Origin of the sequence: Streptomyces sp. NRRL B-1140, from assembly GCF_001280065.1 — a bacterium.
Classification (GTDB): Bacteria; Actinomycetota; Actinomycetes; order Streptomycetales; family Streptomycetaceae; genus Streptomyces.
In genome coordinates, this window is sequence record NZ_LGEA01000058.1 from 163,979 (window position 1) to 183,175 (window position 19,197).

The following is a 19,197-nucleotide window of genomic DNA, read 5'->3' on the forward strand; positions in this document are numbered from 1 at the left end:
CGTGAGAGAGCTCAGTTCACCGTGCGGGGCAGCCGCAGGCTCAACAGGCCGGTCAGCACGACACCGCAGATCTGCACCAGCAGAGTCGCGACCAGGGCGTCCCGCATGCCCACCCCCGGGACCAAGGACAGGAACAGCGTGCCCAGGGTCGCCACACCGAGGGCCAGCGCCGACTGCTGGGTGGTGATCATCACGCCGCTGCCGACACCGGCGCGGACGGGCGGCACCTCGGAGAGGATCACCCGGTAGATGACGGGGAGTTGAAGCGCCTGTCCGGCACCGGCGACCACCCCGCCCGGAAGCAGTTCGACGAAGCCCACGTGCGGCCAGAACCACCAGGCGGCCAGCGCCATCAGGGTCAGGCCGATCCCCTGGAGGACGGCACCGGCCGTCACCACCCGCGTGCCGTACCGGGCGACCAGGCGCGGGCCCAGCAGCGAGAACACGAAGAACGCCACCGCCAGCGGCGCGAGTGCCAGACCCGCGGCGACCGGGCCCAGCCCGGCGCCCTGCTGCAACGCCACCGCTATCACGAACATGAAGCCGCTGAAGCCGATCGAGAAGGGCAGCACCAGCAGCAGTCCGCGGCGCAGCGAGGTGAGCGCGAACAGGCTCGGCGGCACCAGCGGTGTACGGCCCGCGCGGTCGGCCCGTCGCTCCACCGCGTAGAACGCCGCCGCCACGAGGGGAAACGCCGCCAGCGACAGCCAGGTCCACAGCGGCCAGCCCGCCGCCCGGCCCTCGGTCAGCGGGACGAGCAGCGTGAGGAGCGAGGCCGCGAGGAGGAACGTGCCCGGGACGTCGACCGGCTCGGGCCGCGGCGACCTGGTCTCGGGGACGGCACGGACGGCCGGCGCCAGCCCGGCGAGCACGACCGGAACATTGACCAGGAAGACCGACCGCCAGCCCGTCCCCGCGATGTCGGCGGCCACCAGGACCCCGCCGAGGATCTGCCCGGCGACCATCGCCAGACCCGCGGTCGCGCCGTACAGGCTCATGGCCTTCGCCCGCCGGGGGCCGGTCGTGGTCGCCTGGATGGTGGCGAGCACCTGCGGCAGCATCGCGGCGGCCGACGCGCCCTGCGCGACCCGGGCCGCGACCAGCGACCAGGCTCCGGGCGCCAGTCCGCACGCCAGCGAGGTCAGCCCGAAGGCGGCCATCCCGGCGAGGAACAGCCGCCGCCGCCCGAACAGATCGCCGAGTCTGCCTCCGAGCACCAGCAGGACGGCGTACGACACCCCGTAACCGGAGACGACGAGTTCGAGCACCGACTCGCTCGCGGCGAGGTCGGAGCCGATGGTGGGCAGGGCGACGTTGACGATGAAGAAGTCGATGAGAGGGAGGGCGGCTCCCAGAAGCACCGTGAACAGCCCGAGGCCGCCCAGCGCGGGCACGGTGGCGGGGGCAGGGCCGGTGGGTGAACGGACAGGACGGGGAGCGAGGGATTCAGTGGTCACGATCACGAGCCTGCGACCTCCCACAAGGTGGTACCAGAGTGTCCTTATCCTGGTAGTGGCACCACCTGGAACAGGGTCCGGGCGGGGGGCATGCTGGGAGGCATGACGACCATGGCGCAGGAGACGACGGCCCGCGGCCCCGAGGTGCCGCCCCCGACCCGGGACGCCGACGTGCGCCGGCACGAGCTGGCGGCCTTCCTGCGCAGCCGCCGTGAGCGGATCGCCCCCGAGCAGGTGGGTCTGCCCCGGGGTGCCCGGCGCCGCACACCCGGACTGCGCCGCGAGGAGGTCGCCCAGCTCTCCGCGGTGGGCGTCACCTGGTACACGTGGCTGGAGCAGGCCCGGGACATCCAGGTCTCCGTCCAGGTCCTCGACGCGCTGGCCCGCGCCCTGCTGCTCGACCCGAGCGAACGCGCGCACCTCTTCCAGCTCGCCGGGGCGGCCGATCCGGCCCCGGCGACCACCTGCCCCTCGGTCACACCGGCGATGCGGGCGCTGTTGGAGCAGGTCGAGCCGTTCCCGGCGTGCCTGCAGAACAGCCGGTACGACATCCTCGCCCACAACCGCACGTACGGGCTGCTGCTGTGCGACCTGGACGCGGTTCCGCCCGAGGACCGCAACTGCATCCTCCTCTCCTACACCCACCCCGAGTGGCAGTCCTCGATCGTGCACCTGGAGGAGACCCAGCGCCTCATGGCGGCCCGCTTCCGCGCGACGATGGCCGGCCATCTCGCCGAACCGGCCTGGAAGATGCTCCTCAACCGGCTGCACACGGAGTCCCCCGAGTTCCGCCGGGCCTGGGACCGTCACGAGGTGGTCGCCCACCGCACCAAACGCAAGGAGTTCCGCAACCGCCACGTGGGCCGCATCACCGTCGACCACACGGACCTGTGGCTGACGCCGGGCGCGGGTCCGCGGATCGTCACCTATGTCCCGGCGGACGCGGAGTCACGCGGCCGGCTGGAGGAGCTGCGGGCGATCGCCGTGGACCGGCAGGCCGTTCACACCGGCACATGACCGCTTCTCCGCGGCCGGCCGCCGACCGTGCGACGCGGTGGTGCCCCCGGCCGTTGGGTCACCTACCGAAGGGCGTCCTGACGCGGACGACCGGAAGGCGCACCGGCCGTGAGGGCCGCCGTCGGCTCAGACACGGACCCCGGCGGTGTCCCGCTCCTGCGCCGACTCCAGCCTGGCGGCGGTCCGTTCGGCTGTGCCCCTCGCCCACCGTCCGTTCGTCACCGCGCCCAGTGCCAGCACCGCGAAGCCGCACACCGCGAGGATCCACCACCCGGGCCGCGCCGCGGACACGAACGTCTCCCGGTACGGCGACGCGCCGACGCCCGAGGCGAGCACCGCGCCCACGACGGCCACCCCCAGCGTCTGCCCGAGCTGGCGGCTCGTGGAGGCGACCGCCGCCGCGACGCCCGCCTGGGCACGGGGCATGCCGGAGACGGCCGTGTTGGTGATGGGCGCGTTGACGAACCCGAAGCCGACGCCGAAGAGGACGTAGCCGGCGAGGAGCGCGACGTTCGATGTCTCCGCCTCGAACGCGGCGAACAGGACACCGCTCGTCGTCATGGCGAAGCCCGCGATCAGCAGGGGGAGTCGGGGGCCGCGCGTGCCCACCAGGCGGCCCGACAGAGGCGCGCACAGGAAGGTCGGGACGGCCATCGGCAGCATCCACAGACCCGCCTCCAGGGCGGTCAGTCCCCGCACGTTCTGCAGGTACAGCGTCGAGAGGAACAGGAAACCGCCGAGCGCGGCGAAGGCGCTGACGGCGATGACGGTCGCTCCGCTGAACGGCGCCGAGCGGAAGAAGCGCAGGTCGATCAGCGGTTCCTTGCGGCGCGGCTCGTAGAGGAGGAGCCCGGCGAAGGCGGCCAGGGCGAGCGCGGCGAGCGGGGCGAGGGAGCGGAACGGCGTGCTCGGCGCCTCGATGATCGCGTACGTCAGCGAGCCGAACAGCGCGATCACCAGCACCTGCCCGACGGGATCGGGGCGGCGGGCGCGAGGGGCGCGGGACTCGGGGACGAAGCGCAGGGTGAGCAGCAGGGCCGCCAGGCCCACCGGCAGGTTGATCCAGAAGATGGAGCGCCAGCCGACGGAGTCGACGAGGAGGCCCCCGACCAGCGGACCGGCGGCCATCGATATGCCGACGACCCCGCCCCAGACGCCGATCGCCCGGGCCCGCTCGCGCGGATCGGTGAAGGTGTTGGTGATGATCGACATGGCGACCGGGTTCAGCATCGAGCCGCCCACCGCCTGCACCATCCGGAACGCCACCAGCGCCTCCAGGTTCGGCGCGAGCGAACACAGCACCGAGCCGATCGTGAAGACGACCAGACCCGCCATGAAGACCCGCTTGCGGCCGACCCGGTCGGCCGTGGAGCCCGCGAGCATCAGCAGCGAGGCGAGGACCAGGGTGTAGGCGTCGATGGTCCACTGCAGGCCCGATGTGCTCGCGTGCAGGTCCTGCTGCATGGAGGGCAGGGCCACGTTCAGGACCGTGTTGTCGAGGCTCACGATCAGCAGGCTCATGCAGCAGATCGCGAGCACCAGCATGCGGCGGCGGGGGCTGAGCTCGGGCATGCGGTCCATCGTACGCCGATTTCGATAGTGTGGCTAACTAACGAATTTTGCCTTCTCATTGCACGGCACAATGGAGGCATGTCCACGCCCCTCCAGATCGGCCCGCACACCGTCCAGCCGCCCGTCGTCCTGGCCCCCATGGCCGGGATCACCAATGCGCCCTTCCGCACCCTGTGCAGAGAGTTCAGCGGCGGCAAGGGCCTGTTCGTCAGCGAAATGATCACCACCCGGGCGCTGGTCGAACGCAACGAGAAGACCATGCAGCTGATCCACTTCGACGCGACGGAGACGCCGCGTTCGATCCAGCTGTACGGCGTGGACCCCGCGACCGTCGGCAAGGCCGTCCGCATGATCGCGGAGGAGGACCTCGCCGACCACATCGACCTGAACTTCGGCTGCCCCGTGCCGAAGGTCACACGCAAGGGCGGCGGCTCCGCGCTGCCCTACAAGCGGAACCTGCTGCGGGCCATCCTGCGCGAAGCCGTCAGCGGCGCGGGCGACCTGCCCGTGACGATGAAGATGCGCAAGGGCATCGACGACGACCACATCACCTTCCTCGACGCCGGCCGGATCGCCGTCGAGGAGGGCGTCACCGCCATCGCCCTGCACGGCCGCACCGCCGCCCAGCACTACGGCGGCACCGCCGACTGGGAGGCCATCGCCCGGCTGAAGGAGCACGTGCCGGAGATCCCGGTGCTCGGCAACGGCGACATCTGGTCCGCCGGGGACGCCCTGCGGATGGTGCGCGAGACCGGCTGCGACGGCGTGGTCGTCGGCCGTGGCTGCCTGGGACGGCCGTGGCTGTTCGCGGACCTGGTGGCCGCCTTCGAGGGCCGCACCGAGGACATCGCCCGCCCCGCCCTGCGCGAGGTCGCCGACGTCATGGTCCGGCACGCCACGCTGCTCGGCGAGTGGATCGGCGACGAGACCAAGGGCGTCGTCGACTTCCGCAAGCACGTCGCCTGGTACCTGAAGGGCTTCGCGGTCGGCTCCGAGATGCGCAAGCGCCTCGCGATCACCTCGTCCCTGGAGGAGCTGCGCGCCGGGCTGGACGAGCTGGACCTCGGCCAGCCCTGGCCCGCCGGCGCCGACGGGCCCCGGGGCCGTACGTCCGGCAACAACCGGGTGGTGCTGCCGGACGGCTGGCTGAAGGACCCCTACGACTGCGCCGGGGTCGGCGAGGACGCCGAGCTGGACACGTCCGGCGGCTGAATCAGCCCCTGGAGGGGTGCGGGGTGGAGCCGAACGCCTTCAGGAAGCGGTCCCGGAAGGAGCTCATCCTCCACACGGGCGCGTCGTGGTCCGGCCTCAGCCCCTGCGTCCACTTCCAGTCGGCGACCTTGTCCAGGACCTTCGGGTCCTTCGCGACGATCGACACCGGCACGTCCCGGGAGGCGTGGTTCCCGCTGACCCGGGCGATGGGCTGGTGGTCGCCGAGGAAGACCAGGACGGTGTCGTCGGTGCCGTAGCGCTCCAGCCACTGGGTGAGGCTGGTGACCGAGTACTGGATGGACTTGCCGTACTCCTCGCGGGACTTGGTGGTGTCGGTGATGACGTCCGCCGCCTTGTTGCCGGCCTTCTGGATCGCGTCGAAGACCGAGCCGTCGCCGAGCTCGTCCCAGCCGACCGTCTTCGGGATGGGGGCCCAGGGCTGATGACTGGAGGTCAGGATGACGAACGACATCAGCGGCTTGTCGCGCTTCTTGCCGTGCACCCGCCGCTGGAAAGCCTCCAGCGCGTACTGGTCCGGCATGGTCGACCAGCTGAACTTCGGGCCCTGGTAGCCGAGGTCGAAGGCGTCGTAGACCTTGTCGAGGCCGTACCACTTCTCCTCCGGCCAGCCCTTCTGCACCCCCGGCATGACGCCGACCGTGTCCCAGGCGCCGGTCTTCCGGAATGCCTTGGTGAGGGTGAGGTGGTCGCCGGCGCTGACCGTGCGATAGCGCCGCTGGTTGTCGATCCACAGGCCGGACATGGTCGTGGAGTGGCCGAGCCAGCTGCTGCCGCCGTACGTCGCCGAGGTCAGCCAGCCGCTGCGGGCGTCGAAGCCGGCCTTCTTCAGGGCCCCGGTGCTCGAGTCCAGGGTGCGGTCGACGCCGGGGGCCATGATCGGGTCCTCGATCGCGCTGCGGCCGTAGCTCTCGATGAACGTGAAGATCACGTCCTTGCCGCGCAGGTCGGGGAGCAGCTCGCCGGGCGGTGTGTTGCCGAAGGTGTCCGCCTTCGACTCCTCCACGAACGCCGCCTCGTCCCGCAGGGACTCCACCGTCCGCTGCGCGTGCACTTTGAGGGCACCGGCCCCGCGCTCGGAGGCGATCGGTCCGCCGAACAGGGTCAGGCCCAGCGCGGAGCAGGCGACCCAGGCGGTGCCGGCGATCAGGGCGCCCTTGGACGCCCGCACCCGGTGGCGTGCGAGCACCTCGGCGAGCCGGACCGACGCCGCGACCATGACGGCCGCCACGAGCAGCACGAGCACCACCGCGCCGACGGCGGCGGCGGTCGCCACACCCGCGCCCAGCGTGTCCTCGACGTACGCCTGCGCGTCGGGCAGCAGGTCCCAGTCGAGCGCGGCGTTGAAGCCCCGGCCCAGGTACTCGTTGAACCCCATGTCGAGCAGGTTCACCGTGGTGAGGGCGGTGAGACCGAGCCCGTACAGCACCGCCGCCGCGAGCCGGGGCCGACGGGGCAACGCCAGGACGACGACGGCCCCGAGGACCGCCTCCGCCGGGATCCGCGCGAAGCCGGCCGCCTTGAGGGCGGGGAGCGTGTTGGGCAGGAGCAGGGCGCCCACGACCAGGACGGCGGCGAGGGCGGTGGTGGCCAGGTTCAGGGCGCGGGCGGCCCGGGGGTGGTGAGTGCGCCAGGTACGCAGGTGGGTGAAGCGTGAGGCGGCCGGGGCGGGATCGGGCGTTGCCGCCTGCGCTCCGTCGTCCTCTCCGCCGTCCCCACCCTCCGTCTTGCCGACCTCGGCCTCGGAAACGCCGTCACCCGGCTGCGGTGACTCGCTGAAGCGTGTGAAGACAGGCACCCGGAGGTCCTTCCCGTACGGAACCGGCGTGGTGGCGGACCCGGGTGGGGGTACGGGTCCGCCACCGTTGCGTACGGTGCGTCCACCAGGTGTGTTCAGCCCGCCGGGCCAGCGCTCGGCAAACACCCGGCAAACGGCGGGCCAACCGGCCCTCAGACCACCCCGACCGCAGTGAGCAGCGCCAACGGGGCCGATGCCGAACGGGATTCCCGCACACACGCGTGCGGGTAGGGCACCGGCTCCGGGTGCGTGTCACGGCCGTAGCCCGCGAGGACCTCCGGGAGCCGGTGGCCGGTCGCGCCCGCCGCGTCGACCAGGCCGTGCGCGATCGCGCGGGCCTCGTCGTGCAGCCCGTAGCGGGCCAGGCCCAGGGCGATCAGCGCGTTGTCGTGGGGCCAGACCGAGCCGCGGTGGTAGGAGAGCGGGTGGTAGGCCGGCTGGCCGGCGGCCAGGGTGCGCACGCCCCAGCCGGAGAAGAAGTCCGGTTCGAGGAGTCGCCGGCCGACGAGTTCGCCGTACTCCTTGTCCAGCAGGCCCGACCACAGCAGGTGCCCGGCGTCGGAGGCGAGCGCGTCGACCTGCTTGCCCCGGCCGTCGAGCGCGAGGGCCGGGAAGGAGTGCTCCGGCATCCAGAAGTCCCGCTGGAAACGGTCGCGCAGGTCACCGGCCGCCTGCTCCAGCAGATGCGCGTACGTGGTGTCCTGCCACACCGTGCGGGCGAGGCCCGCCGTGCGGCGCAGGGCGTCGTAGGCGTAGCCCTGGGCGCCCGCCGCCGTCACCGGCCCGTGCGGGCGGGTGCCTTCGGCGGAGCAGATGGCGCCGGGGGAGTCCTTCCAGTTCTGGTTGGCGAGGCCGCCCTGGTCGGCGCGGTAGACGAGGTAGCCGCGCGAGGTCAGGCCGCCGTGGTCGAGCATCCAGGTGATCGCGGCCCGGGCGTGGGCTTCGAGGCGGCGGGCCGGGCCGGTGTCGCCGGTGTGCTCGGTGTACGCGCCGAGCAGCACGAGGAAGAGCGGGGTGGCGTCGACCGAGCCGTAGTAGCGGCCGTAGGGAACCTGGCCGAAGTGGGCCAGTTCGCCGTGCCGCACCTCGTGCACGATCTTGCCGGGCTGGGCGATCTCGTCGGCGCTGGTCCCGGTGGCCTGGGTCGCGGCCAGCGCGGGCAGGGTGGCGGCGGCCAGATGCGGCCGGTAGGGCAGGGCGAACAGCGAGGTCAGCAGGGCGTCCCGGCCCAGCAGCGTCAGGAACCAGGGGGCGCCGGCGGCCGGGACGCGCACGTTCTCGCCGTCCGGGCCGGTCGCCGGGACCTGGAGGGCGGCGAGGTCGGCGAGGCCCCGGGTGCAGGCGGCGGCCAGCTCGGGCCAGCCGGCCGGGAAGACCAGGTCCCGGACGAACTCCTCCTCGCGGGCGCGCAGTTGCTCGTGGGCGGCGGCGGGGGAGCGGGGCACGCGCAGGGCGCGCCGGTCACCGTGCGGGCGGGCCATGACCCGCAGGGCCAGCTCGGCCGTGCCGTGCGGTTCGAGGTCCAGGGTCCACACCAGGCGACGCGCGCCGGTGCCGGTCTCCTCCACGGCGTCCGGCCGCGGCTCGGCCGTCACCGTCGTGACGGAACGCCATTCGCCGCGCCGGTAGACGAACTCCACGCCGTGCGCGAGCACGTGGCGGGAGCGGACGGCGCCGGGCTTGGTGTAGGTGCGGTGGTCGGAGCGCAGCTCGAACTGGTCGGTGAAGTCGGCGTCGGCGGTGACCGCGAGACGGACGGTCGTGGGCACCGGACGGTTGCTGGTGACGCGCAGCGACTCCACGAAGGCGGAGTCCCCGACGGCCTGTTCGCGGAAGAGCGTGCAGGCGGGCGGTTCGTCACGGCCGCCGCGTGGGACGAGCACGCAGCGCGCGGTGTCCCCGTCGGCCACCGGGGTCAGCGTGTCGGGTACCGCCCCGTCGACGGTGAGCTGCCACCGGCTCAGATGCCGGGCGTCCCGTACGAACAGGCCGTCCGGGGCGCTGCCGCCCCGGTAGCCGCTGATGTCGCCGCGATCGCCGACGGCGGCGAACGTCCGGCCGTGCACGAGCAGATGATGCCGGTCCGTCATCCCCGGTCCTCTCCCTTGATCGCCGTGAGGCCGTTCCTGCCCCGTGCGGGCCGGTCGTGCAGCAGGTCGAGCGTGAGCGCGGCGGTCCAGCCGAAGCCGGTGACGCCGCAGGCCTGTGCCGTGTAGGGGTCGACGTACTCCGCGAAGCCGGAGGCGCCGGCGGTGTGCAGCATGCCCCTGCGCAGGGCGTCGGCCCGGCCGCGCTCACCGTGCAGCCGCAAGCCCCGCTCCAGCAGCCAGTTGGTGTTGAACCAGGCCGGGCCGCGCCAGTAGCGGTGCGGGTCGAAGGCCTCGCCGAGCAGGTCGTAGCTCGGGACCAGGCGGGTCGTGCCGCCCAGGCCGAAGTGCGGACCGCAGGCCGTGCGGACCAGGGTGGCCGCGAGATCGCGCGGCAGGGCCGGGAGCAACAGGGGGACGAGCCCGGAGACACCGCGCTCGGGGATCAGCTCCCCTTCGTGTACGTCCCGGCACAGGAACATGCCCGCCGCCGGTTCCCACAGCCGTTCCACCAGGGCCGACGTCAGGCGCTCCGCTCGGGTGCGCCGGGCCGATCCGGTCACGCCCAGCTCGTCGGCGATGTGGGCCAGGGCGTACTCGGAGGCGGCGAGCAGCGCGTTGAACGCCGGGTCCTCCACGGCGAAGTCGCCGGGGCCGTCGGCGTATCCCCGGTCCCGGTAGTCGGCGGCCAGCCGCACGTACCGTCCGTAGTCCAGATCCGTCGGCCGGTCCTCGGGGGCGCCGTGGTCGAGGTCGGCGCGGCGGAAGGAGCCGGCCGGGGCGGGGGTGACGCGGGACAACGGGCGGTCCCAGCAGGGGCTGTTGTCCATACCCTGTTCCCAGGGGTGCACGACGGACACCAGCCCGCCCCCGCCGAGGTCGCGACGGTGCAGGAGGTAGTCGTGCCAGGCGGCGAGCCGGGGGTACGCCCGGGTGAGGAAGCCGCGCGCCCTGGACAGGCCCGGGTCGGCGAGGTGCACCAGCCACGCGGCCAGGGCGTGGACGGGCGGCTGCACGATCCCGGAGGTCTGTACGGTGCGTGGGGCGCCGGCGGCGCGCCCGGCGGTCGACGAACGCCAGAAGTCGGGGCTCGGGAAGTACGCGTCGAGGGGGACGGAGGGGTTGAAGACGATGTGCGGGACGCGCCCGTCCGCCCACTGGGCCGCCAGCAGCGTCTCCAGTTCCGTCTGGGCCCGTAACGGTGAGAGGTGCCGGAGGCCGATCGCGATGAACGCCGAGTCCCACGACCACTGGTGCGGATACAGGCCGCGCGAGGGCACGGTGGACCTGCCCGTCCAGTTGCCCTCCAGCACCTGTGCGGCTCTGACGTGCAGGGAAGGCGGCGCGGCGGCCGGGTCGTATGCGATCGGGCGCCCCGCGGGACGCGTGGTGAGCTGGGCGATGCGATCCACTCGGGGCTCTCCCAAAGACGTACTCCTGGCCGGGATCGGCAGGAGCTACCGTAGGGTTACGTCTATTTAACACGCAAAACCCAATATGTAATGCAGGCTTGGGAAACACAAGGGGGTGTACATGACCGGACGGCCCGGGAGAACCGGACGAGGGGCGGGCCAGGCGAGCGCCGGCGATCTGCTCGAACTGGTGCGCAGCCGCCGCGCCGTGACCCGGGGTGCGCTGCAGCAGGCGACCGGACTGTCCCGGGCCACCGTCGGGCAGCGGCTGGACCGGCTCTTCCGCGCGGGCTGGCTGCGTGAGGGCGCCGGGGGGCCGGTGGACTCTCCGTTGGGCGGGCGGCCCTCCATCACCCTGGAGTTCGACGACGAGCACGCTGTGGTCCTGGCCGCCGACCTCGACACCCGGCACGCCCGGGCGGCGCTGCTGACGCTGAGCGGCGAGATCCTCGCCGAGCACTCCGGCACCCTCGTCGTCGAGGACGGACCGGACGCCGTCCTCGGTGAACTCGGCCGCTGGTTCGCCGGGCTGCTGGAGAAGACCGGGCACGGGGCGGAGGCGGTCTGCGGGGTCGGGCTCGCGGTGCCCGGCCCGGTCGACACCGAGACCGGCCGCGTCGTCCAGCCGCCGATCATGCCCGGCTGGGACGGCTACGACATAAGGGACCGGCTGTCCCGGGCGCTCACCGAGCACGCGGGCACCGCCGGGGTGCCGGTGCTGGTGGACAACGACGCCAACCTCATGGCGTACGGCGAACAGCGCACCGCCTACCCCGACTGTTCCGCCTTCGTGCTGGTCAAGGTCTCCACGGGCATCGGCGCCGGGGTCGTCGTGGACGGCTCGGTGTTCCGCGGCATCGACGGCGGCGCCGGCGACATCGGGCACATCCGGGTGCCGGAGGGCGCCGGAGCGCTGTGCCGGTGCGGTTCCTACGGCTGTCTGGCCGCCGTCGCGAGCGGCGGCGCCGTGGCCCGGCGGCTCGCGGAGGCCGGGGCGCCGGCGGCGTCCGGCTCGGACGTCCGGGATCTGCTGGCGGCCGGGCACCCGGAGGCGGTCGGGCTCGCCCAGGAGGCCGGGCGCCGGGTCGGGGACGTCCTCGCCACTGTCGTGACGCTGCTCAATCCCGGTGTCCTGATGATCGCCGGGGATCTGGCCGGAACCGCCTTCCTGACAGGCGTGCGCGAACTGCTGTACCAGCGGGCGCTGCCCCGCTCCACCGCACACCTGGAGGTCGTGACCGCACGGCTGGGCGAGCGGGCCGCGCTGGTCGGAGCCGGTGCGATGGTCGTGGAGCACCTCTACGCGCCCGAGCGGGCCGAGGAGCGGCTGCGCGCGCTGGGGGTGTGACGGCCGCGTTTCCGGTCCCGAGACACGTCCGCATGGTGAAATCCCGGCGCTTGTGGCAGCGTGATTCTCGCCACCCCTGATAAGGATTGCGCTCAGATGAGCGGATCATGAGCGGCTGCACTTCTCCAAGGGGTGGCACTGAGTGCCACCGTTTGATCGTTCATCGAGCGAACTCACATGTGCGGAAACTCCGCTCACATGAGCGCCTAAAGGGCTCCTGGAAGGCTCTTGCGTTCAAGAAGTGAAAACATGCGGCTGCGATCGCTTGCTCAGCCTTGACTTTCGATCCGCTGGCGGACGAGTGGTTACAGGCGCATGACGCACAAGTGGACGTACCCAGACGCCTTTGATCTGGGTATGTTCCTGCCCGTCAGGGCAGCCACCGCGTCCTCGAGGAGTCGAGACCCGTGTCGGAAAACAAAGATCTCCCGGTAGCCGAGCAGGCCGCGAGCGTTGAGGGCGTGAAGTTCGTCTACGACTTCACCGAGGGCAACAAGGACCTCAAGGACCTCCTCGGTGGCAAGGGCGCGAACCTCGCGGAGATGACGAACCTGGGCCTTCCGGTCCCTCCCGGCTTCACCATCACCACCGAGGCCTGCAAGGTCTACCTCGACAGCGGCGAGGAGCCGGCGGCACTGCGTGACGAGGTGACCTCACACCTCGACGCGCTCGAGGCCCGCATGGGCAAGAAGCTCGGCCAGGCCGACGACCCGCTGCTGGTGTCGGTGCGCTCGGGCGCCAAGTTCTCCATGCCCGGCATGATGGACACCGTCCTCAACATCGGCCTCTCCGACAAGTCGGTGCAGGGCCTGGCCAAGCAGGCCGGCGACGACCGGTTCGCGTGGGACTCCTACCGCCGCCTCATCCAGATGTTCGGCAAGACCGTCCTGGGCGTCGACGGCGAGCTGTTCGAGGACGCGCTGGACGCGGCCAAGGCGGCCAAGAAGGTCACGGTCGACACCGAGCTGGAGGCGGCCGACCTCAAGAAGCTCGTCACCAAGTTCAAGAAGATCGTCAAGACCGAGGCCGGCCGGGACTTCCCGCAGGACCCGCGCGAGCAGATGGACCTCGCCATCCACGCGGTCTTCGACTCCTGGAACACCGACCGCGCCAAGCTCTACCGCCGCCAGGAGCGCATCCCCGGCGACCTCGGCACCGCGGTCAACGTCTGCTCCATGGTCTTCGGCAACCTCGGCCCCGACTCCGGCACCGGCGTCGCCTTCACCCGCGACCCCGCCTCCGGCCACCAGGGCGTCTACGGCGACTACCTCCAGAACGCGCAGGGCGAGGACGTCGTCGCGGGCATCCGCAACACCGTGCCGCTCGCGGAGCTGGAGCAGATCGACAAGAAGTCGTACGACCAGCTGATGCAGATCATGGAGACGCTGGAGAACCACTACAAGGATCTCTGCGACATCGAGTTCACCATCGAGCGCGGTGTGCTCTGGATGCTCCAGACCCGCGTCGGCAAGCGCACCGCGGGCGCGGCCTTCCGCATCGCGACCCAGCTGGTGGACCAAGGCCTGATCGACGAGGCCGAGGCGCTCACCCGCGTCAACGGCGCCCAGCTCGCGCAGCTGATGTTCCCGCGCTTCGACGAGAGCGCGAAGGTCGAGCAGGTCGGGCGCGGCATCGCCGCCTCTCCGGGCGCGGCCGTCGGCAAGGCCGTCTTCGACTCCTACACGGCCGTCAAGTGGTCGCGGTCCGGCGAGAAGGTCATCCTGATCCGCCGCGAGACCAACCCCGACGACCTGGACGGCATGATCGCCGCCGAGGGCATCCTGACCTCCCGCGGCGGCAAGACCTCCCACGCGGCCGTGGTCGCGCGCGGCATGGGCAAGACCTGTGTCTGCGGCGCCGAGGAGCTGGAGGTCGACACCAAGCGCCGCCGGATGACCGTCCCCGGCGGGCACGTCGTCGAGGAGGGCGACGTCGTCTCCATCGACGGCTCCTCCGGCAAGGTCTACCTCGGTGAGGTGCCGGTCGTTCCGTCGCCGGTCGTGGAGTACTTCGAGGGCCGGATGCACCCGGGCGCCGACGACGCCGACGAGCTGGTCGAGGCCGTCCACCGGATGATGGCCTTCGCCGACCGCAAGCGCCGCCTGCGCGTCCGGGCCAACGCCGACAACGCCGAGGACGCGCTGCGCGCCCGCCGCTTCGGCGCCCAGGGCATCGGCCTGTGCCGCACCGAGCACATGTTCCTCGGCGACCGGCGCGAGCTGGTGGAGCGGCTGATCCTGGCCGACACGGACACCGAGCGCGAGGAGTCCCTCAAGCAGCTGCTGCCGCTGCAGAAGCAGGACTTCGTCCAGCTCTTCGAGTCGATGGACGGCCTGCCGGTCACCATCCGCCTCCTGGACCCGCCGCTGCACGAGTTCCTCCCGGACATCACCGAGCTCTCGGTGCGTGTCGCGCTCGCCGAGTCCCGCCAGGAGCCGCACGAGAACGAGCTGCGGCTGCTCCAGGCGGTCCACCGCCTGCACGAGCAGAACCCGATGCTGGGTCTGCGCGGTGTCCGCCTCGGCCTGGTCATCCCCGGCCTGTTCACCATGCAGGTCCGGGCGATCGCCGAGGCCGCGGCAGAGCGCAAGGCCGCCAAGGGCGACCCGCGCGCCGAGATCATGATCCCGCTCGTGGGCACGGTCCAGGAGCTGGAGATCGTGCGCGAGGAGGCCGACAAGGTCATCGCCGAGGTGGAGGCGGCCTCGGGCGCGCAGCTGAAGCTGTCCATCGGCACGATGATCGAGCTGCCGCGCGCCGCGCTGACCGCCGGTCAGATCGCCGAGGCCGCGCAGTTCTTCTCCTTCGGCACGAACGACCTCACCCAGACGGTGTGGGGCTTCTCCCGGGACGACGTGGAGGCCTCGTTCTTCACCGCGTACCTGGAGAAGGGCATCTTCGGTGTCTCCCCGTTCGAGACGATCGACAAGGACGGCGTCGGCTCGCTCGTGAAGCTGGCCGCCAAGGCCGGCCGCGAGACCCGCCCCGACCTCAAGCTCGGCGTGTGCGGCGAGCACGGCGGCGACCCGGAGTCGGTCCACTTCTTCCACGAGGTCGGACTCGACTACGTCTCCTGCTCCCCGTTCCGCATCCCGGTGGCCCGCCTGGAAGCGGGCCGGGCGGCGGTCCAGTCGCAGGGCAGCGACCACCGCTAGACCCGTGGCCCGTGCGGGGCCACGCAAAAACCCGGAGCCGTCGGCGGTCCCCGACCCTCACCGATCGCGGCGGCTCCGGAGCACGAGACGAAGGGGCGGCACCTGTGCGGAGGTGCCGCCCCTTCGGCGTGCCCGCCTGCCCGGGGACCCCCTCGCCCGCCGGAAGACGTTCGTCTAGCCGGGGAGCCCTTCCCGCAGGCACACGACGCTGCCGGTCCGGGCAGCCTCCAGCAGCGCGGTGAGGGTGGGCAGCCCCGTCGCCAGCGGGGTGGACTCCAGCTCGGCGAGGGCGAAGAGGCCGTGCTGGTCGTGCTCCGTGCTGCGCCGGACGGGCTGCCCGGCCGGGAGCCGGCCACCGTGGAAGTAGAAGTCGATCACCGGCCCCGTCCTGAGCACATCGGCCCGGTGGTCGTACCCGAGGAAGCGCAGGTCCTCCTCCAGGGTGATCCCGGTCTCCTCGTGCAGCTCCCGGCGCGCGGCCCCGACGGGGTCCTCGCCGTGGTCGAGCATGCCGCCCGGCAGCCCCCAGAGCCCCGCGGCGGGCAGGCCCGGGGCGTAGCGCAGCAGCAGGATCCGGTCCTCGGCGTCGAGGAGCAGGACGCAGGACGCGACGATGGTCTGCGGCAGTGTCTTGACCCACTCGGCACGGGGCAGCACACCCGGCGCGTCCGGGACGGGCACGGTCGTGTCCACGGTGGTGTTCCTTCCGTCGGCTGGACAGCCCGCTGCGAACTGCCCAACCGGTGGAACGGCCGGACCCGCCGATGGTCACCGGCGGGTCGGGCTCAGGGGGCGCACGCGCCCCCGTTCACGAGCGGAACGGGGGCGTCACCTCGTACTTAAGCCGGCAGTGCCGGTGCCTCCCTTTTCGGCCTTCTCGGGCGGTCGGCGCCCGGGCCGACACCGGTCTCGCCCGGCGGTCGGGCGGACGGCAGCCGGATCACCACGTCCAGGCCCCCGGTCGCCGCCGCGCGCAGGACCGCCTCGCCGCCGCTGGCATGGGCGAGGCGCTGCACCAGGGCGAGGCCCAGTCCCGTACCGCCCTTGGGGGCGCCCGGGGCACGCCAGAAACGGTCGAAGGCGCGGGTCCGCTGCTCCTCCGTCATGCCCGGGCCCTCGTCGGTGACGTGCAGGTCGACCCAGCGGGGCCTGCTGTCGCGCAACGCCCGCCGCTGCGGGGCCTGCAGCCGCAGCTCGATCGTGACGGTGCTGCCCGCCGGGGACGCCCGCAAAGCGTTGGACAGCAGGTTGTCCATGATCTGTTCGACGGCCCCCGGCACCGCCAGCACCGGCCCCACGCTCCCCGCGAAGAGCACGAGGGACACGCCCTCCCGCGCGAACAGGGGCTGCCACGTCCGGTGCCGCTCCGCGCAGACCGTGCCCAGGTCGACCGTGGCGGAAATGGCGGCGTGCTCCTCCAGCCGGGCCATGGCCAGCAACTGCTCGACCATCCGGGCCAGCCTGTCCGTCTCCGTGACGGCCGCGGTGAGGCTGCCCCGGCCCCGCGCGGCGATGTGCGGCTCCAGGTTCTCCAGGCGCAGCCGCAGCGCGGCCAGGGGTGTCTTGAGCTGGTGCGAGGCCTCGCCGGCGAACGCCCGCTGGGACGACAGCAGATGGGCGAGCCGGGCGGCGGTGCGGTTGAACGCGGCGGCCAGCGAGCGGACTTCCGGCGGGCCCTTCGTGATCGTCACCGGCGCGAACCGGCCGCCCTCGGCCAGGTCGTGCGTGGCCTGCTCCAGTTCGCGGATCGGGCGGCCCGCCCAGCGGGCGAAGGCGAAGCCCACCACGGCGACCGCCGTCAGCACGGCCAGTCCGCCCAGCACCAGCAGCAGCCACACATGGTGGACCCGCTCGTGCACCGTCCGGGTGGGTACCGTCAGCCACACCGCCCCCGCCGGCCGCGCCTCCTGGCCGACCGGCGCGGCCACGGACAGATACTCGACCCCGCCGATCGTGGAGGTACGGACGTCCACCGTCGCCGTGCCCCGCAGCGCGGCCGCGATGCCCGGCCGCGCGGCCAGGTCGCCGGTGGCCCGGACGTCCACCGGGTGCGAGGTGGCGAGCGGCGCGCCCGAGGCGTCGACGATCACCACCTTCCCGCCGATGCGCTCCGCGCAGTGCGCCACCCGGGTGGGCAGGTCCCGCTCGGCCCGTCCCGCCGCCAGGGACAGCGCGGCGTACGCCGAGACCGACTCGGCCTCGTCCTTCGCCGCGTTGACGACCCGCTCCCGCTCACCGCGCGAGTAGACGAAGCCCAGCGGGATCTCCAGGCAGAGCAGCACCAGCGCGGCGAGGCTGAGGTAGCTGAGCAGCAGCCGGCGGGTCACGGAGAGGCCACCTGCGCGGTCGGCCCCGTGTGCACCGACAGCCGGAAGCCGACGCCCCGCAGCGTCCTGATCCACGCCGGGTGCCCCAGCTTGCGGCGCAGCGCGGCCACATGGACGTCCAGGGTCTTGGTCGGGCCGTCGTAGTGCGGGTCCCAGACCCGGTCGAGGATCTGCTGCCGTGAGTAGACGGCGCCCGGGTCCTCGCTGAGCAGCGCCAGCAGGTCGAACTCCTTGGGTGTGAGCAGGACGGGGGCGTCGCCGACCCAGACCTGACGGGTACGGCGGTCCACGACCAGCGGGCCCGGGTCGTGCGGCGGGTCGGGGGCGGGATCGTGCGAGGCGGTCGCGGGGGGTTCGTAGGACAGCGCCGTGGCCGGCTCGTGGGCGGGCGCCGGGGCCGGCTCGTACGGCGGCGGCTCGGGGGTGCCCCGCGTGCCCGGAGCAAGGCCGGCGGCCTCGGTGAACACCTGATGGGTGCGGTGCGCGCGGCGGGTCACCGCACGGACCCGGGCGACCAGTTCGCGCACGCTGAAAGGTTTCGCCAGGTAGTCGTCGGCGCCCAGCTCCAGCCCCAGGACGCGGTCGGCCTCCTCGCCGCGTGCGCTGAGGATGACGATGGGGACGTCCGAGACCTGCCGGATGCCGCGGCAGACGTCGATGCCGTCCATGTCCGGCAGCCCCAGGTCGAGCAGGACGACGTCGTTGTACGGGCCTCTCAGGCCGTCCGTCCCGGTGGCGACGTGGTCGACCGTCAGCCCGAAGTGGCCGAGCCCTTCGGTGAGCGGCTCGGCGATCGTCTCGTCGTCTTCGATGAGCAGCACTCGTAGGCCCATACGTCCTGTCTCTCCGTGAAACCGGCATGAATCCGGGCAGCGTGAATTCGCATTCCCTGCCGCGGAGTTCACACGCTACAAGAAGACACTCCGTCTGGGAATGAGGGCAAAGAATGTTCAATTGCTGTCCGGGCTCTGTGCTTTGCTTAACCTTCCGCTGTAGGTAGGCGGTCTACGGTGGGACGCATCGGATGAACTCCCAGTTCAGGAGTGTGCGTTGAAAGCTTTGCTGGACCGTGCCCGTGCGTTCAGGACGCGTGCCGATTTCGACAGCGGCGAATTTCGGCAACTGGCTGAAGGGCAATATCCGGAGGCATTGTTCATCACCTGCTCGGACTCGCGGGTCGTCCCCGCGCTGATCACGGGCGCACGACCCGGGGAAATATTCGAGCTTCGGAACGCGGGCAATATCGTGCCGCCCTACGGACGGCCCGGGGCCAGTGGCGAGGCGGCCACCATCGAGTACGCACTGGAGGTGCTCGGGGTTCAGGACATCGTCGTGTGCGGTCACTCACACTGCGGTGCGATGGGTGCGCTGAAGTCCGGCGACGACCTGTCGGCGCTGCCCGGTGTGGACGCCTGGCTGCGCATCGCCCGCCCCGAACTGACCTCCGTACTGCGGACCGCGCCGGACGACCCGTCCCTGCCGGAGGTCTCCCAGGGCAACGTCGTCAACCAGTTGGCGGCACTGCGCAGTCACCCCGCGGTGCGGCAGCGCCTCGACTCGGGACGGCTGCGGCTGCACGGCTGGTACTACGAGGTCGACACCGGGTTCGTGTACGAACTCGGCGACGACGGCGACTTCCGGGTGCACGCCGCGTGAGCGGGGCGCATGCGCGGGGGCGGACTTGGGGAGGCCCCGGCGGCGGGCGGTACGGGGGCTCGCCGGGCGGCGACGGCGGCCGGCAGGGGGGCGGGCCGCCGTCGGGGAGCGATGCCGGGTGGGGGACCGGTTCCGTGG

At 72.3% G+C, this 19,197-nt stretch carries 13 protein-coding genes; 5 read left to right on the top strand and 8 right to left on the bottom strand.

Annotated elements, in window-relative coordinates; all coding sequences use genetic code 11:
- Positions 1-11: 11 nt before the first annotated feature.
- Positions 12-1,457: an MFS transporter gene (locus ADK65_RS08365; RefSeq protein WP_053669284.1), complete on the bottom strand. Its 1,446-nt coding sequence runs from the start codon at positions 1,455-1,457 to the stop codon at positions 12-14.
- Between the two features lie 102 nt (positions 1,458-1,559).
- Here ADK65_RS08365 and ADK65_RS08370 point away from each other — a divergent pair, with 102 nt between their 5' ends.
- Positions 1,560-2,474, top strand: coding sequence for a helix-turn-helix transcriptional regulator (locus ADK65_RS08370; protein WP_053669286.1), 915 nt, complete (start codon positions 1,560-1,562; stop codon positions 2,472-2,474).
- A gap of 126 nt (positions 2,475-2,600) precedes the next feature.
- Here ADK65_RS08370 and ADK65_RS08375 read toward each other — a convergent pair whose 3' ends face one another.
- On the bottom strand, positions 2,601-4,046 hold the full coding sequence (locus ADK65_RS08375; RefSeq protein WP_053669288.1) for an MFS transporter: 1,446 nt from the start codon (positions 4,044-4,046) through the stop codon (positions 2,601-2,603).
- Between the two features lie 78 nt (positions 4,047-4,124).
- Between ADK65_RS08375 and dusB the strand changes: the two genes are divergently transcribed.
- A complete protein-coding gene (dusB, locus tag ADK65_RS08380) occupies positions 4,125-5,258 on the top strand; it encodes a tRNA dihydrouridine synthase DusB (RefSeq protein ID WP_053669244.1) in 1,134 nt (377 codons plus the stop codon).
- Position 5,259: 1 nt separating this feature from the next.
- Here the strand turns inward: dusB and ADK65_RS08385 are convergent, their stop codons facing one another.
- The 3 genes from ADK65_RS08385 to ADK65_RS08395 all read right to left on the bottom strand — a co-directional run bounded on the left by ADK65_RS08385 (position 5,260) and on the right by ADK65_RS08395 (position 10,573).
- A complete protein-coding gene (locus ADK65_RS08385; protein ID WP_078955865.1) occupies positions 5,260-7,074 on the bottom strand; it encodes a CDP-alcohol phosphatidyltransferase in 1,815 nt (604 codons plus the stop codon).
- A 152-nt stretch (positions 7,075-7,226) separates the two neighbouring features.
- Entirely contained in the window at positions 7,227-9,164 is a 1,938-nt protein-coding gene (locus ADK65_RS08390; RefSeq protein WP_053669246.1) for a glycogen debranching N-terminal domain-containing protein, read from the bottom strand.
- Positions 9,161-10,573 (bottom strand): MGH1-like glycoside hydrolase domain-containing protein, encoded by a 1,413-nt coding sequence (locus tag ADK65_RS08395; protein WP_053669248.1) that lies wholly within the window; start codon positions 10,571-10,573, stop codon positions 9,161-9,163. The genes ADK65_RS08390 and ADK65_RS08395 overlap by 4 nt, the downstream gene beginning before the upstream one ends.
- A 121-nt stretch (positions 10,574-10,694) precedes the next feature.
- Between ADK65_RS08395 and ADK65_RS08400 the strand changes: the two genes are divergently transcribed.
- Both ADK65_RS08400 and ppdK read left to right on the top strand, forming a co-directional pair.
- On the top strand, positions 10,695-11,921 hold the full coding sequence (locus tag ADK65_RS08400; protein ID WP_199825589.1) for an ROK family protein: 1,227 nt from the start codon (positions 10,695-10,697) through the stop codon (positions 11,919-11,921).
- Positions 11,922-12,328: 407 nt separating this feature from the next.
- The gene (gene ppdK, locus ADK65_RS08405) at positions 12,329-15,076 is read left to right on the top strand and encodes a pyruvate, phosphate dikinase (protein WP_053669252.1); all 2,748 of its coding nucleotides are present in this window, start codon (positions 12,329-12,331) and stop codon (positions 15,074-15,076) included.
- Positions 15,077-15,250: 174 nt separating this feature from the next.
- Here the strand turns inward: ppdK and ADK65_RS08410 are convergent, their stop codons facing one another.
- The 3 genes from ADK65_RS08410 to ADK65_RS08420 form a co-directional block, all read right to left on the bottom strand.
- Positions 15,251-15,769 carry an NUDIX hydrolase gene (locus tag ADK65_RS08410; protein WP_053669254.1) on the bottom strand — a complete coding sequence of 173 codons (519 nt, stop codon included), beginning with the start codon at positions 15,767-15,769 and terminating at the stop codon, positions 15,251-15,253.
- Positions 15,770-15,915: 146 nt separating this feature from the next.
- Positions 15,916-17,403: a sensor histidine kinase gene (locus ADK65_RS08415; protein WP_053669256.1), complete on the bottom strand. Its 1,488-nt coding sequence runs from the start codon at positions 17,401-17,403 to the stop codon at positions 15,916-15,918.
- The gene (locus ADK65_RS08420; RefSeq protein WP_053669258.1) at positions 17,400-18,236 is read right to left on the bottom strand and encodes a response regulator transcription factor; all 837 of its coding nucleotides are present in this window, start codon (positions 18,234-18,236) and stop codon (positions 17,400-17,402) included. Before ADK65_RS08420 ends, ADK65_RS08415 begins: the two co-directional genes overlap by 4 nt.
- A gap of 217 nt (positions 18,237-18,453) precedes the next feature.
- Between ADK65_RS08420 and ADK65_RS08425 the strand changes: the two genes are divergently transcribed.
- The gene (locus tag ADK65_RS08425; RefSeq protein ID WP_053669260.1) at positions 18,454-19,059 is read left to right on the top strand and encodes a carbonic anhydrase; all 606 of its coding nucleotides are present in this window, start codon (positions 18,454-18,456) and stop codon (positions 19,057-19,059) included.
- Positions 19,060-19,197 lie beyond the last annotated feature (138 nt).